The sequence below is a fragment of the Massilia sp. ST3 genome, assembly GCF_018119405.1.
GTDB lineage: Bacteria > Pseudomonadota > Gammaproteobacteria > Burkholderiales > Burkholderiaceae_D > Telluria.
On sequence record NZ_JAGPWC010000010.1, the window covers coordinates 47,766 to 62,668 of the forward strand.

Consider the following 14,903-nt stretch of genomic DNA (forward strand, 5'->3'; position numbering starts at 1 on the left):
CCCTTATTTCTTGCCGCGGCGCGAGACGATCATCGACGAAGTGCGCTTGTTCGAACGCGTCTTCTTGCCCTTGGTCTGCTGGCCCCATGGCGACACCGGATGGCGACCTGCTGCCGTACGGCCTTCACCACCACCGTGCGGGTGGTCGATCGGGTTCATGACGACACCGCGGACGGTCGGACGCACACCGCGCCAACGCATCGCACCGGCTTTACCGATCTTGCGCAGGCTGTGTTCGGCGTTGCCGACTTCACCCACGGTGGCGCGGCACTCGATGTGCACGCGGCGCACTTCACCCGAACGCAGGCGAACCTGGGCGTAGGTGCCTTCACGGGCCATCAGGACCACAGCGGCGCCGGCGGTGCGGGCCATCTGTGCGCCTTTACCCGGCAGCATTTCGACGCAGTTCATCACGGTACCAACCGGGATGTTGCGGATCGGCAGGCAGTTACCGGCCTTGATCGGCGCTTCCGAGCCGTTCATGACGGTGTCGCCCACAGCCATGCCCTTGGTGGCGATGATGTACGCACGGTGACCGTCGGCGTAGCACAGCAGAGCGATGTGCGCGGTACGGTTCGGGTCGTATTCGATACGCTCGACCTTGGCAGGAATGCCGTCCTTGTTGCGCTTGAAGTCAACCAGGCGGTAGTGCTGCTTGTGGCCACCGCCGATGTGGCGGGTGGTGATGTGACCGTTGTTGTTACGGCCGGCGGTCTTCGATTTCTTTTCAACCAGGGCTGCGAACGGACGGCCTTTGTACAGGCCCTCGGTCACAACTTTCACCATGCCGCGACGGCCTGGGGAGGTTGGCTTCATCTTAACGAGTGCCATTATTTAGCCTCCTCGACAAAATTGATTTCCTGGCCTGGCTTCAGGCACACGAAAGCGCGCTTGGTGTGGTTGCGGCGACCGTTGAAACGGCCCGAGCGCTTCTGCTTGCCTTCGCGGTTCACGGTTTGCACCGATTCCACTTCGACCTTGAACAGCAGCTCGACGGCAGCCTTGATTTCTGGCTTGGTCGCGTCCGGCAGAACCTTGAACACGATCTGCTCGTTCTTTTCCGCGACGAAGGTCGCTTTTTCGGAAATGATCGGAGCCAGCAGCACCTTCATCAGGCGCTCTTCGCTAAATTTGATTGCGGCGCTCATGCGTACATCTCCTCGATCTTGGCCAGAGCAGCTTTGGTGACCAGGACTTTCTTGTAGAACACCAGCGACATCGGGTCAGCAGCCTTCGGCTCGACGACCAGCACGTTCGGCAGGTTGCGCGAGGCGAGCAGCAGGTTTTCGTCGATGGTGTCGGTGATCACGAGGACCGACTCCAGGCCCATGCCCTGCAGCTTTTGCGACAGCAGCTTGGTTTTCGGAGCTTCGATCGACAGGTTCTCAACCACGTTCAGGCGGCCTTCGCGGGCCAGCTGCGAGAAGATCGAGCAGATACCTGCACGGAACATCTTCTTGTTGACCTTGTGCGAGAAGTTCTCGTCCGGGGTGTTCGGGAAGATACGACCACCGCCGCGCCACAGAGGCGACGACGACATACCAGCACGAGCGCGGCCGGTGCCCTTCTGGCGCCATGGCTTCTTGGTGGTGTGGCTGACTTCTTCGCGGTCTTTCTGCTTGCGGTTGCCGCTACGTGCGTTGGCGGCGTAAGCGACCACGATCTGGTGGATCAGGGCTTCGTTGTATTCGCGGCCGAACACGGTGTCGGCAGCTGCAACGCCTGCGCCAGCTTGACCTTGCTCATTCAGGAGCTGAAGTTCCATATTTAAGCTCCTTTCTTGGCTTTGGTTTTGACAGCCGGCTTGACAACCACTTGGCCGTTCTTGGCGCCAGGAACGGCACCTTTGACCATCAGCAGTTGACGCTCAGCGTCGATGCGGGCGATTTCCAGGTTCTGGGTGGTGACGGTAACGTCGCCCATGTGACCGGTCATGCGCTTGCCCGGGAACACGCGGCCCGGATCCTGGGCCATACCGATGGAGCCAGGAACGTTGTGCGAACGCGAGTTACCGTGGGTCTGGCGACCCGACGAGAAGTTGTAACGCTTGATGGTACCGGCGTAGCCCTTACCGATCGAGGTGCCTTGCACGTCGATTTTCTGGCCCACTTCGAACATCGAAGCATTGATGGTGTCGCCGGCTTTGAGTTCGGCGGCTTTGGTGGAATCGATGCGGAATTCCTTCAGCATCGTACCGGCTTCGACGCCAGCTTTGGCGTAGTGACCGGCGGCGGCCTTGTTCACGCGGGAAGCGCGACGCTGACCGAAGACGACCTGAACAGCGGTATAACCGTCAGTTTCAGGAGTTTTGACTTGCGCAACACGGTTGTTCGACACGTCCAGGACGGTGACAGGGATCGAATCGCCGTCATCCGTAAAGATACGCATCATGCCAACCTTGCGACCGAGAAGGCCCAGGCTCATTTTTTCTCCATTCCCACCTACGATTGGGCGGGGGTAGTTGAACTACTAAAAAATATGGGTCAAAAAAGATAGACCCATACCGAAGCCGGCTAGTATAGCGTGCAAACGACGACGGCGCAACAGAAGAATCGGGCGAGTAGCCGGGTCTGTTGCGTTTTTCGCATAATGGAGAGAGCGAGGAATCCGGACCTTGCTGGTCCGGCACAGAAAAGACACACCGCTGCATCTTTTCTCTGCAAGTTTCGAGAACTTGCGATCTGGAAGTCTGGTGGGCGGTGCAGGATTCGAACCTGCGACCCCTTGGATGTCGACCAAGTATTCTAACCAGCTGAACTAACCGCCCGGGGAGCCGCATTATACGAAGCTTGCTTGAAGTTTTGCAATAGCTTTTTTCATGCTGCGGCAATTTTTCGACATTCCCCCTCCGCCCTGCCCACCGTCCCCACCACGCCGTCCAATCGTGACGCGGGTTGTCGATGCCCATTTGAAATGCTATTGTACAAATGCACTTGGAGACGGGCGCCCTCCGGCGCGCTTGCACGCGGCCACTCCCGCGCTGCGTCCGCACTCTGTCTTTCCCCTTTCGCCCGGCGGCCGGGCGCCTCCTCCGCCCTTTGCGCCTGCAGCCCGCCATTGACCTGAAGAGACCAACATGAACCACATCATCCTCGGCAATCCCGTGACCGACTGGCTGATCGCCCTGGTTGCCGCCGTCGCCGTGGCGGCGGGCCTGGACGCGGTGAAGGCCATCCTGGTGCGCCGCATCCGCAGCCTGACCGCCGAGCGGGCCTCGCGCCCCCGCGGCGTGCTGGTGGCGGCCCTGTCCTCGACCCGCCTCCTGGTGCTGGCCATCCTCGGCCTGTACGCCGGCGCCAGCCTGCTGGCCTTGCCGGACAAGGCCCAGCTCTTCATCGGCCGCGCCGCCATCGCCGCCATCCTGGTCCAGTGCGCGATCTGGGGCGACCATGGGGTGCGCAGCTGGCTGGCGTCCACCCGCGCGCAGCAGGCCGACGATCCGGGCCGCGCCACCTCGTCCGCCGCGATCGGCTTCCTGCTGCGCGTGCTGCTGTGGGCGGTGGTGGTGCTGATGATCCTCGATAACCTGGGCGTCAACATCACGACCCTGGTGGCGAGCCTGGGCATCGGCGGCATTGCGGTGGCCCTCGCGGTGCAGAGCATCCTGGGCGATCTGTTCGCCTCGCTGTCGATCGTGCTCGACAAGCCCTTCGTGATCGGCGACTTCATCATCGTGGACAACGCCATGGGCACGGTGGAGCACGTGGGCCTGAAGACCACGCGCGTGCGCAGCCTGGGCGGCGAGCAGATCGTGTTCTCGAACGCGGCCCTGCTCAAGAGCCGCATCCACAACCTGCGCCGCATGGAAGCGCGGCGCGTGGTGTTCGGGCTGGAAGTGAGCCACGAGACGCCGGAACCAAGCCTGCGCGCCCTGCCCGGCCTGATCGAAGCCATCGTCGCCGCGCAGCCGCAGGTACGCTTCGACCGCGCGCACTTCAAGGGCATGACGGCGCCGGCCTTCAGCTACGAGGTGGTGTACTTCGTCGACACCGCCGACTACCGGGTGTTCATGGATGTGCAGCAGGAGATCTATTTGCGGATCGTGGCGATGCTCGCCGAGCAGGGAGTCAAGCTGGCGTTGCCGGCGCAGACGGTGCATCTGGCGGGCCGGCAGGCAGCCGTGCCGCAGCCCCTGCCGCATGTCGAGAAAGCCGCAGCCTGACAGGCCGGGCACCGCGCTCCGGCCATCGACGAACTTGGGCACCGGCCTTCGCCGGTGCGACGGTCTTGCCGCGCCTCAGGCCAAGGCTTCCTTGGCCGCTTCTTCCGGCGTCAGGCCGTCATAGAACTGGTCTGTGAACCACTCGACCTGCTCTTCGATATGTTCCTGCGCCTGCTTGACGGTGGCGCCGCCGGCAACCAGGAACTTCTCGACTTCAATGCACCAGTGGATGAATGCCAGGGTTTCCTCGTCCAGTTCTTCTTTCTTCGCCATGTCGTTTCCTTTCCTTGTTGCGCCTGGCGAATCGGTCGATCAGCCTTGTTGCCAATTCTAGCCTAGCGGGCTTGCACGGGCGGCGTCGCTGGCGCGCCACGCATTCATCCGGCCCGCACGATAGCCGTTTCTTAATGGCAATTTTAATATGATCTTGGGTTAGAATAGTGCCGCCGATACTGGCCCGCTTCGAGATTTGCCGCGTAGCCGGGTTCAACTGCCGAAAGTTCTTGTGCCGTCTTCACACCTGTCACCACTTCGCCTGACCATCGACCGCCGGCGCGCCGAATTTGCGGATCCGGAGTTCGAAGACCGCTTCGTCCGCCACTTCCTGCCGGAGCGCAATGCCCAGCTGAAGGCAAGCCTGCTGTTTTCGGCGTTCTTCTATATCGTCTTCGGCGTCACCGATCTCACCACCCTGGGCCTCACAGCCACCGCCTGGGTCATGGTCGCGCTGCGCGTGGTCGTTGGCATCGGCGCGCTGGCCGGCTATGTCGCCGTCTCCCGCAATCCGGATTCGGTGCGCGTCTCGATCCGGACCACCTGCGCCGTCCTGGTATTGGGCCTGGCCGTCTTCCCCGTGCTGTGCTGGTACCAGCCCAGCGCGATGGCCTGGAACCTCATGTCCTTCGCGCTGATCCTCATGGCGGTCTACGTCAACTTCCCGAACCGCTTCATGTATGCGGTGGCGATCGGGGTGGGCGCCAGCGTGGAATTCGCGGCGATGCTGATGATCCAGGACTCGCTGCTGCCGGAGGATCTGCTGGCGCTGGTACTGATGCTCATCCTCGGCAACGCCCTCGGCTATATCGCGGCCAGCCGCTTCAACCTGGCCCAGCGCGAGCAATTCCGCTCTTCCATGCTGTTGCAGCAGCTGGCCGACCGCGATCCCCTGACCGGCTGCTACAACCGCCGCGTCCTGCAAAGCGGCCTGCTGGACGCCGAACTGGCGCGCTCGCGCCGCTACGGCACCGCCCTGTCGGTGATCATGTGCGACATCGACCATTTCAAGCGCATCAACGACAGCTATGGGCATGCGGCCGGCGACCAGGTCCTGAGCGGCTTCGCCGGCCTGCTGCAGTCGATGGCGCGCGAGACGGACGACAGCGTCATCCGCTACGGCGGCGAGGAATTCCTGGTGGTGCTGCCGCAGGCGGAGCTGGCCGAAGCGCAATCACTGGCGGAACGCATCCGGCACGCCTTCGCCAACACCCCCACGCCGATCGGCGGCGGCGCGTATGTATCGGCCACCGCGAGCTTCGGCATCGCCTGCGTGCCCACCCTGCATGACGCCATGCCGGACAAGTTCGACGCCCTGATCGAGACCGCCGACATCCAGCTGTATGCAGTCAAGCGCGAGGGGCGCAATGGCGTGCGCGGAGCTGTCGTCGGCGCCACCGCCGACGCGCCGCCGGTACGCGCCTGACCGCACAGGCGGCGCTGGCCAGGCGGCCGGGCGCTCGGTATTTCCCCATGCGCTGCCCGGCCGCGGCAGCAAGGGATGCCGCCTATCCGGGTGCCAGGAACCGGGTCGACGGCCGGCCATCGGCGTTGTGCTGCACGATGCGCACTGGCCGCCCTTGCGCGTCGAGCCACACCTGGCCGATGCCGGCGCCATTCCAGACGCGCTCGCCGTGCTGGCGCCATTCGGGCAGGTAGGGCGTGAGGGCGAGATCGCGGCGCTGGGTGAACCAGTTCAGCGGCGAGCGCGGCGAATACAGCCAGCGATTGAGGCGATCGAGCCAGTCGAGCAGGCGGCGCGGGAATTCGTTCTTGATGCCGCTGCTGGTGATCTGCCAGATATGCGGCAAGCGGTCCGACTCGCGCACCTCGACATCGTAGGCGAAAGAGTAGTGCACATCGCCCGACAGGACCACGTAGTTGGCCGGGGCGCGCGAATGGCGGAAGATGTTCAGCATGCTGCTCGCCGTGCCGCGATGCGCCATCCAGTTCTCGGCGTCGACCGTCAGGGCCAGGCCGGCGAAGGTCGCGATCCTCTGCACCACCTCGATCAGCTTGACCCCGAACATGGGCGCCGGCGAGACGATGATGGCGGCCGTCTCGTCCAGCAGTTCGTGCTGCAGCTCGGTCAGCGATTCCCAATCCATCAGGCCCGATGGATGGCCGGGCCGGCGCCGGTTGCGCCAGCGCCGGGTGCGGGTATCGAGCACGATGATCGTGGGCTTGGTCCGTACGACGACATCCCACTGGCGGAAAGACATCAGGCGCTTGATCAGCGCGTCCTGCAGCGGCGCGTCCAGACGATGATCGGCAGCGGCAGCGCCCGTGGCGGCCAGTACCGTCATCTCGTCCAGCGCCGTCTCGAACACATCGGGGCGGTTGCCCCAGCCCTGGCACAGCAGATAGGCAATCAGCGCATTGCCCACGATGCGGCGCGCGAACGGGTGCTCGTAGACGGTGGTTTCCCACTTGGCCGACAGGTTCCAGTCGTCGGTGATGTCATGGTCGTCGAAGATCATCAGGGTCTGCACGTGCGCCAGCAGCCGCGCGGCCTGCGGCAAATCGCGGCCAAAGCCCGCCAGCGCCTCTGACTCGCGCCGCCAACGGTCTGCATGGCCAGGGTCGAGCGCGGGCGCCGGCGCATCCGCCACCAGCCGCCATGGCGCCGGCGACCAGACCAGCAGGTACATGGCCAACACTTCGGCCAGGGTAACCAGGTGGTTGTGGGCATTGGCCGTAGTGAAGATCGGCTTTTCGCTGCCGCCGAAGAAGCGGTCGCGCAGCGCATCGTTGGACTTAACCGCGGGCAGCAGCTCTACGCGCCGGTAATAGCTGGCCCGGTGGCGGTACAGCGCCTCGCTGTCGGCGACCACCGCGCCTTCCAGGTATTCGCCATACAGGCCCAGGCGCCGGATCAGCGCGTGGATCGCTGCCAGCATCGGGCCCGCCACATCGTCGGCATACACCTGGTCGCCGCACAGCATCAGCAGGGCGGGCCGCTCGTCGGCCCGTTCGACGTGATCGGCCAGCAAGGCGTCGGCGCGCGCCAGGCCGTCGCGCGCGGGATGATGCGGCTTGCGGCATGAGCCAAACAGGATATTGTCGCTGCGGCTGCGCAGCACCAGGTTCGGGCGCGTCGCGCCGGCATGCAGCAGGTGCGGCGCCCAGTGCGCAATGCCGGCCTCTTTGCCATCGCCCTGCGTGACGAGCAAGTCGTACTCGATGATGGTGTCTTGCGGCAGCGGCTCGGCCAGCGCGACATCGATCAGGTGCACGCAGGCGTGGCGGCCGACGCGGATCACACGGCAGCGGCGCCCGTCCAGGAGCAAGCGCCGGGGTGCGCCCGCCCTGGGCGCCAGCACCAGGGTCAGGTCGAGCGGCGCGCTGCCGACCAGCCAAAGCACCAGGCGGTCCGGCTCGAGACGGCGCAGGATCGGACCGGCAAGCACGGGCGGCAGGCCTTCGGGGGCAGGCGTCTGGATCAATCGGGGGAACTATGCTGGTTTAATGAACAAATCAGTGTAGCAGACACGCCGGACGGCTTGAGCACGCAAACGGCACAAGCGCCCGCACACGTCTGGCGAGGGTTTGCAACGCCACAGGGCGTTTTTTCCAGGCCAAGACCGCCGCCATGAATCAATCAGCTTCCTAGAACGCCTTCGCCAGGGCCCTGCGCGCCTGCGGACGGCTGGTCGACTGGCGCACCACCAGCCTGCCCTGCAGGCGCCGGCGCACACGCGCTTCACCTTCGCCCTCGCCGCGGATGCGCTGGAACAGCAGCTCGGCCAGCTCGCGCCCCATGTCGTAGGTCGGCTGGGCCACGGTGCTCAAGCGCGGCGCGGCGAAGGCGGCGCAGCCCAGGTCGTCACCGCCGATCACCGACAGCCGCTCCGGCACGTCGACGCCCGCTTCGCGCGCCGCGCACAGGGCGCCCAGCGCTATCAGGTCGTTGCAGGCGAACAGCGCGCTGGGGGGGGCGGGCAGCGCCAGCAGGCGCTGGGCGGCGTCGTGGCCGCCCTCGCAGTCTGGCTGGCCATGCACGAGGTAGGCGGGATCGAGTTCCAGCCCGGCTTCGCGCAGGGCGCGCAGGCAGCCCGCGAGGCGCTCCTGGCCTGCCGGCTGGGACTGCGGGCCGGCCAGGCAGGCGATGTGCCGGTGGCCCAGCTCGATCAGGTGGCGGGTCGCCGCGTAGCCGGTGGCTTCGTGGTCCAGGCCGATGAAATCGGTGTCGACGCCGGCCACCTCATGGTCGGCCAGCACGATCGGCACGCGCTGGCTGGCCAGCAGCGGCGCCAGTTCCTCGCGCGCGCCGCCGGGCACCAGCACCAGGCCGTCGATGCGCTTCTCGATCAGGCCGCGCAGGTGGGCCGCCTGGCGCTGCGCATCCTCGTAGCCGTTGCACAGCATGATGTTGTAGCCGACCGCGAAGGCCGCATCCTCGATGCCGCGCAGCAGCTCGGCAAAGCCGGAATGGGTATTGTCGGGAACCGACACGCCGATGGTGTAGGTCTTGTCGTTCTTGAGGCTGCGGGCCACGGCGCTCGGGATATAGCCCATGTCGTCGATGACGGCCTGCACCCGCTTGCGCACGTCCTCGCTGACCGCCCGCGTATTGTTGATGACGTGCGAGACGGTCGAGGTGGAAACCCCCGCCCGATCCGCGACCTGCTTCATTGTTGCCATCCTGCCTCCCTTTCCGACAGGCATTATCCCCCGAATGTTACAAGACGGGCAATGCGTATTTACATAGATCTACGGAAAGTGTGACATTCCTGTCGTGTACAATTAATCAAGAACCGCCTATAGTGGTCGCGATGCGACCCTTCCCCCGTGTTTCGACAAGGAGCGTGTAATGGCAATCAGTTTGCAGAAAGGCGGCAACGTCAATCTGAGCAAGGAAGCCCCGGGCCTGACCAAGGTCATCATCGGCCTGGGCTGGGACCCGCGTTCCACCGACGGCGCCGCCTTCGACCTGGACGGCAGCGCCTTCCTGCTGAAGAACGACGCCAAGGTGCGCAACGACAGCGATTTCATCTTCTACAACAACCTCAAGTCGGCCGACGGGTCCGTGGTCCACGCGGGCGACAACACCACCGGCATGGGCGCCGGCGACGACGAGAAGATCGCGATCGACCTGGCGCGGGTGCCGCCCGAGGTCGAGAAAGTCTCGTTCTGCGTCACCATCCACGAAGCGGATGCGCGGCGCCAGAACTTCGGCATGGTCGGCAAGGCCTATATCCGCTGCCTGAACGCCAGCGGCGACACCGAGATCGCCCGCTACGACCTGTCCGAGGACAGCTCCACCGAAACCGCCATGATCTTCGGCGAACTCTATCGCCACGGCGGCGAATGGAAGTTCCGCGCCGTGGGCCAGGGCTTCAAGGGCGGCCTGGGACCGCTGGCCCGCTCCTTCGGCGTCAACGTGTAATCCGATTTGCCCGCTACGGCCCGCGCCTGCGCGGGCCCGCTTGTCCCTCCAACCCGAGAAACCGCATGCGCGTCTGGTACAACAGGACGTTCTCGTCCGTCTACGCCGCTATCGAGCTGATCCGCAAAGCCGATGCCGATGGCCGCTTCACCCTCATCCACAGCAATCCCAACCGGCACGCGCCCGCAGGACGCCTGGCCCACGCCTTCTACGGCGAACCGACCGGGCTGGACACCGATGCCTATGTCGACTGGTGCCTGGGTTTCTGCCGCGAGCACGCGATCGACATCTTCGTGCCGGGGCGCGAAGCAACGGCGCTGGCCGCCGAGCATGCGCGCTTCGCCGACGCCGGCACCCGCGTGCTGAGCGCCGCCAGCCAGGCCAGCTTGCAGCTGCTGCACGACAAGGCGCGCTTCTACTGCGAGACCGACCTGCCCCAGGCCCCCGTGGCGGACTTCCGTCGCTTCGAGACGCTCGAGGAATTCGACGAGGCCTACCGCCAGCTGCGCCCGCGCCACGCGAAGCTGTGCGTCAAGCCGACACACTCGATCTACGGCCTCGGCTTCGCCCTGATCGACGAGGAGCGCAACAGCGCCGAGCTGCTGCTGGCCGGCGCCGAATACCAGGTCGGCCATGAGGACCTGCGGCGCGGGCTGGCGGCGCTGGGAAGCTTCCGCGGCATGCTGCTGATGGAATACCTCGATGGGCCGGAGTACAGCGTCGACTGCGTCGGCGACGAGGGGCGCCTGGTCTGCGCCGTCGTGCGCCGCAAGCTGTCCGGCGCCGGCAACGGCCAGTTGATCGACCAGCGCGCCGACATCCTCGACGCCACCGCGCGCCTGGCCGCGCGCCACCGCCTGAACGGCGTGTTCAACGTTCAGTTCCGCGAAGGCGGCGGGCGCCCGCGCCTGCTGGAGATCAATCCGCGCATGTCCGGCGGGATCGGCATGGCCTGCGTGGCCGGCCCCAACCTGCCTTATCTCGCGCTGCGCGGTTTCGCCGACGGCTTCGACACGCTCGAGGTACCCGAGGTGCGCAACGGGATCCGGGTGGCGGAAATCGCCCAGGCCGTGGAGCTGGCATGAACGCGCCTTCGCAAGCGGCGTTGCTGGCGCGACGCAGGGTCGAGCTGCCGACCGGGACACTGGAGCTGAGCCTCGCGCGCGGTGCGGAGGAACTGGACGACCTGCTCGGTTTCGCCGCACGCGCGAACGCCAAGCGCGGCTTCCTTTTCCTGAGCAAGGTGCTGGGCAAGCACTGGCCGGCCAAGCCGTCGGACATGCTGGCCATTCATGCGCGCCTGGCCGCCACCGTCCCCGCCGTCGCCGGGCCGGTCGTGTTCATCGCGATGGCCGAGACGGCGATCGGCCTGGGCCAGGGCGTGTTCGAGGCCTGGCTGCGCCGGCATCCCGGCCATCCCGCCCTGTTCCTGCACACCACGCGCTACCGCGTGGGCGCCGGCGAGCTGATCGAATTCGAGGAGGCGCACAGCCACGCGCCGCGCCAGTTCCTGCATGTGCCGGAAGACCCGGCCTTGCGCGCCCTGCTGCTGGAAGCGCGCACCCTGGTGCTGGTGGACGACGAGGCCAGCACCGGCAATACCTTCGTCAACCTGGCCGCCGCCTGCCGCCACCTGAACCCCGGCATCGAACGCGTGCACCTGGCGACGATCACGAATTTCATGGGCGGCGAGGCGGGCGCCCGGCTCGATGCGCGCTTCGGCCTGCCGGTCACCCTGGGCGCCCTGGTCGAAGGCGAATACCGCTTCACCCCGGGGCCGCATGCGCCGGACGGCGGCGTGGCGCAGCGCTTCGATGCCGGCGCCGACCGCGGCGCCAGCGCGGCTTTCGGGCGGCTGGGCCTGCAGGCTGCATTGCCCGCGCCGGAGCAGCTTGCAGGGCAGCTGGCCAGCGGGGTCGCGCCCGGCGAACGGGTGCTGGTGCTGGGCACCGGCGAATTCATGCACGCCTCCACCCTGCTGGGCGCGGCGCTTGAACGGCGCGGCGTCGCCGCCTGGGTGCAATCGACCACGCGCTCGCCCATCCTGGCCTGGGGCGCGGTGGCGCACGCGCTGCGCTTCGCCGACAACTACGGCGAGGGCATCGCCAACTTCCTCTACAACGTCGCGCCTGGCCAGTACGAGCACGTGTTCGTCTGCCACGAGACCGCGCCCAATTCCGTCCTGCGCGAACTGGCCTCCCAGCTCGGCGCGCGCCTGCTGCACCACCATACCGGGGACCGCATTGAAGAAGTTCCTGTTCGCTGACCTGGACGACACCCTGTTCCAGACCTTCGAGAAGTGCGGCGGCGCCGAGGCGCTGGAGCCGGCCGCCTACTACAAGGACGGCAGCGTGTGCTCGTACACTACCCGCGCCCAGCGCGCCTTCCTGGCCCTGGTGCAGGACGGCATGACCGTCATCCCGACCACCGCGCGCGACCACGACGCCCTGCGCCGCGTGCACCTGCCCTTCCATAGCTACGCCGTCATCGACTACGGCGGCGTCGTCCTCGAACCGGGCGGCGCCCTCGACCGCCCCTGGCTCGATGGAATGCGCGCGGCGATGTCGGCCGCCCTGCCCGGCCTGCAGGAACTGGCCGCGCACATCGACGACCATGCGCGCCGCACCGGCTATGGTGGCCGCGCACGCATGATCGAGGACTTTGGCACGCCCTTCTTCCTGGTCGTGAAGGATCCGGACCGGATCGCCGCGCGGCTCGAACCGCTGGAACGGGACGTCGTGCTGCCCTGGATCGCTGACGGCGCCAGGGACTATGTCGTCCACCGCAACGGCAACAACCTCGCCATCCTGCCCAAGGCATTGGACAAGTCGCACGCCGTCGCCCACATCGGCGCGCGCCTGCGCGCCGAGCATGGCGACATTGTCACCTTCGGCATGGGCGACAGCCGCTCCGACGCGCGCTTCATGGCCGCCTGCGACTACGCGCTGATCCCGCGCGGCACCCAGCTGGCCGGGCTGACGGTGGGGGCGTTATGAGCTTCCCGGGCAGCTACGCCAAGAAGGACGTCAGCTTCCTGCTGCGGCGCCTGCCCATGCCGGACTTTGTCGAGGTGGCGGAAAAAGAAAAGCTGATCCAGTCGGGCCGGCGCCACTACAGCGAAATGCTGTCGCCCGAATCCGCGCCCTCGAACCGCTACATGACACTGTTCGATGCTGCCTGCCGCGCCAACAACGGCCGCATGGCGCGCGACTGCCTGCGCCTGGCGGGCCTGATCGCGGCGAAAGGGATGGCCGCACCGGTCGTGGTGTCGCTGGCGCGCGCCGGCACGCCGGTCGGGGTGGTGGTGGCGCGGCTGCTGCGCCAGGTATTCGGGCGCGAGGCGGCGCATTATTCGGTATCGATCGTCCGCGACCGCGGCATCGACACGGCGGCGCTGCGCCACATCCTGGCGGCGGGCCATGCGCCGGAGAGCATCGTCTTCGTCGACGGCTGGACGGGAAAAGGGGTTATTGCGCGCGAACTGGCCATCTCGGTCGGCGCCTTCAACGCCGCGCGGGGCACGCGCATCGATCCCGGCCTGCACGTGCTGTCGGACCTGGCCGGCGCCGCCGCCTGCGCGGCCTCGTGCGAGGACTACCTGATCCCGTCGAGCATCCTGAACGCGACGGTATCGGGACTGGTGAGCCGCACCGTGATGGACGCCGCGATGGGGCCGGACGACTTCCATGGCTGCGTGTTCTACGAGCAGCTCGCGCCGCACGACCGCTCGCGCGCCTTCGCCGACGCGCTCACCAGGCTGGCGCTGGAGCACGCGCCGGCGGAGGCTGGTGCGGCCGATGCGCACGGCGCGCGAGAGCGCTCGCGGGCCTTCATCGCGCAGGCGCGGGCGAAGTACGACGTGGCCGACGTCAATCTCATCAAGCCAGGCATCGGCGAAGCGACCCGCGTGCTGCTGCGCCGCGTACCTCGCCTGCTCGTTTTGCGCGATCCCGCTTCGCCCGAGGTGGCGCACCTGATGGCGCTGGCCGAAGAAAAGAACGTGCCGGTCGAGATCGACCCGGCTTTGCCCTACCACGCAGTTTCCCTGATCAGGAGCGCTTCGGATGCTTAATCGGCTCACGGCCCCCTTGGGCGCCTCGTTGTACGTCCCCGCCAATCACAAGAGCCTGTCCCAGATCGCGAACGGCGACAAGCTGGAACAGGCGCGCTCGCTCATCTTCTGCCTGGAGGACGCGGTGGCGGAGCGCGACCTGAGCTGGGCGCTGTTCAACCTGTCCGTGGTGCTGGCGCACATGCGCCCGAACGTCGCCGCCGAACGCTTCGTGCGCGTGCGCAGCCCGGAAGTGCTGGCGCGGGTGCTGGCGATGCCGGGCGTGGAAAAGCTGGACGGCTTTGTCCTGCCGAAGGTCACGCGCCACAACTTCGAGACCTATTTCAGGCTGGTGCGCGACACCGGTCACGCGCTGATGCCGACCCTGGAGACGGTGGAAGTGTTCGACGAGGCAGAAATGCGCCAGCTGCGCGCCCTGTTCGACGCGCCGGGCGTGCGCACGCGCATCCGCGCCCTGCGCATCGGCGGCAACGACCTGCTCGCCCTGCTCGGCCTGCGCCGTCCGCGCAACGTGACGATCTACCGCACCCCGCTCGGCCCAGCGATCGCGCGCCTGGTGACGACCTTCCGCCCTTACGGCTTCGTGCTGACGGCGCCGGTATTCGAATACCTCGACCTGCCCGAGCTGCTGGACCAGGAAATGCAGGAAGACCTGGCCTACGGCATGGCGGGAAAGACGGCGATCCATCCGTCGCAGATCGCGCCGATCGAAGCGCACTTCAAGGTGAAGGCGCACGACCTGGCGGTGGCGCGCGCCATCCTCGACGAATCCAGCCCGGCCGTCTTCAAGATGAACGAGGCAATGTGCGAGGTCGCCACCCACCGCGCCTGGGCCGAGAGGATGGTGGAGCAGTCGCAGGTGTTTGGCGCGGGCGACGCGCTTCGCCTACCGTAGGGGGGGGGGGGGCCCCCCCCCCCCCCGCCCCCCCCGCCCCGCCCCCCCCCCCCCCCCCCCGCGGGCGGGGGCGGGGGGGGCCCCCCCCCCCCCCCAACCCTACGGATAGCAA

15 protein-coding genes and 1 tRNA gene are annotated in these 14,903 nt (G+C 66.7%); 8 read left to right on the forward strand and 8 right to left on the reverse strand.

The annotated features are described in order from the left end of the window. Positions 1-3: 3 nt before the first annotated feature. The 5 genes from rplB to KBW98_RS05225 form a co-directional block, all read right to left on the reverse strand. Positions 4-831, reverse strand: a complete 828-nt coding sequence (gene rplB, locus KBW98_RS05205; RefSeq protein WP_211519067.1) for a 50S ribosomal protein L2 — start codon at positions 829-831, stop codon at positions 4-6. Beyond that, positions 831-1,148, reverse strand: a complete 318-nt coding sequence (gene rplW / locus KBW98_RS05210; protein ID WP_211519068.1) for a 50S ribosomal protein L23 — start codon at positions 1,146-1,148, stop codon at positions 831-833. Before rplW ends, rplB begins: the two co-directional genes overlap by 1 nt. Continuing rightward, positions 1,145-1,765: a 50S ribosomal protein L4 gene (rplD, locus tag KBW98_RS05215; RefSeq protein WP_211519069.1), complete on the reverse strand. Its 621-nt coding sequence runs from the start codon at positions 1,763-1,765 to the stop codon at positions 1,145-1,147. Before rplD ends, rplW begins: the two co-directional genes overlap by 4 nt. 2 nt (positions 1,766-1,767) lie before the next feature. Further along, on the reverse strand, positions 1,768-2,424 hold the full coding sequence (rplC, locus tag KBW98_RS05220) for a 50S ribosomal protein L3 (RefSeq protein WP_211519070.1): 657 nt from the start codon (positions 2,422-2,424) through the stop codon (positions 1,768-1,770). A 266-nt stretch (positions 2,425-2,690) separates the two neighbouring features. After that, positions 2,691-2,767 (reverse strand) — tRNA-Val (locus KBW98_RS05225). A 309-nt stretch (positions 2,768-3,076) separates the two neighbouring features. On the opposite strand from KBW98_RS05225, the gene KBW98_RS05230 reads away from it, so the two are divergent. After that, positions 3,077-4,162 carry a mechanosensitive ion channel family protein gene (locus tag KBW98_RS05230; RefSeq protein ID WP_211519071.1) on the forward strand — a complete coding sequence of 362 codons (1,086 nt, stop codon included), beginning with the start codon at positions 3,077-3,079 and terminating at the stop codon, positions 4,160-4,162. A 75-nt stretch (positions 4,163-4,237) separates the two neighbouring features. Here KBW98_RS05230 and KBW98_RS05235 read toward each other — a convergent pair whose 3' ends face one another. Further along, entirely contained in the window at positions 4,238-4,435 is a 198-nt protein-coding gene (locus KBW98_RS05235) for a hypothetical protein (RefSeq protein ID WP_211519072.1), read from the reverse strand. Between the two features lie 232 nt (positions 4,436-4,667). Between KBW98_RS05235 and KBW98_RS24195 the strand changes: the two genes are divergently transcribed. Beyond that, complete coding sequence (locus tag KBW98_RS24195; RefSeq protein ID WP_211519073.1) at positions 4,668-5,861, forward strand: GGDEF domain-containing protein; 1,194 nt, start codon at positions 4,668-4,670, stop codon at positions 5,859-5,861. A gap of 82 nt (positions 5,862-5,943) precedes the next feature. Here KBW98_RS24195 and KBW98_RS05245 read toward each other — a convergent pair whose 3' ends face one another. Together KBW98_RS05245 and KBW98_RS05250 are read right to left on the reverse strand one after the other, a co-directional pair. Next, on the reverse strand, positions 5,944-7,845 hold the full coding sequence (locus KBW98_RS05245) for an alkaline phosphatase D family protein (protein WP_211519105.1): 1,902 nt from the start codon (positions 7,843-7,845) through the stop codon (positions 5,944-5,946). 199 nt (positions 7,846-8,044) lie between these two features. Then, positions 8,045-9,070 (reverse strand): LacI family DNA-binding transcriptional regulator, encoded by a 1,026-nt coding sequence (locus KBW98_RS05250; RefSeq protein WP_211519074.1) that lies wholly within the window; start codon positions 9,068-9,070, stop codon positions 8,045-8,047. A gap of 178 nt (positions 9,071-9,248) precedes the next feature. Between KBW98_RS05250 and KBW98_RS05255 the strand changes: the two genes are divergently transcribed. The 6 genes from KBW98_RS05255 to KBW98_RS05280 all read left to right on the forward strand — a co-directional run bounded on the left by KBW98_RS05255 (position 9,249) and on the right by KBW98_RS05280 (position 14,791). Next, positions 9,249-9,824: a TerD family protein gene (locus tag KBW98_RS05255; RefSeq protein ID WP_211519075.1), complete on the forward strand. Its 576-nt coding sequence runs from the start codon at positions 9,249-9,251 to the stop codon at positions 9,822-9,824. A 65-nt stretch (positions 9,825-9,889) separates the two neighbouring features. Next, the gene (locus KBW98_RS05260; RefSeq protein WP_211519076.1) at positions 9,890-10,909 is read left to right on the forward strand and encodes an ATP-grasp domain-containing protein; all 1,020 of its coding nucleotides are present in this window, start codon (positions 9,890-9,892) and stop codon (positions 10,907-10,909) included. After that, on the forward strand, positions 10,906-12,090 hold the full coding sequence (locus KBW98_RS05265; RefSeq protein WP_211519077.1) for a phosphoribosyltransferase domain-containing protein: 1,185 nt from the start codon (positions 10,906-10,908) through the stop codon (positions 12,088-12,090). Before KBW98_RS05260 ends, KBW98_RS05265 begins: the two co-directional genes overlap by 4 nt. Further along, entirely contained in the window at positions 12,068-12,820 is a 753-nt protein-coding gene (locus KBW98_RS05270; protein ID WP_211519078.1) for a hypothetical protein, read from the forward strand. Before KBW98_RS05265 ends, KBW98_RS05270 begins: the two co-directional genes overlap by 23 nt. Further along, complete coding sequence (locus tag KBW98_RS05275; RefSeq protein ID WP_211519079.1) at positions 12,817-13,896, forward strand: cysteine protease StiP family protein; 1,080 nt, start codon at positions 12,817-12,819, stop codon at positions 13,894-13,896. The genes KBW98_RS05270 and KBW98_RS05275 overlap by 4 nt, the downstream gene beginning before the upstream one ends. Further along, positions 13,889-14,791, forward strand: a complete 903-nt coding sequence (locus KBW98_RS05280; RefSeq protein WP_211519080.1) for an HpcH/HpaI aldolase/citrate lyase family protein — start codon at positions 13,889-13,891, stop codon at positions 14,789-14,791. Before KBW98_RS05275 ends, KBW98_RS05280 begins: the two co-directional genes overlap by 8 nt. The last annotated feature ends 112 nt before the right edge of the window (positions 14,792-14,903 follow it).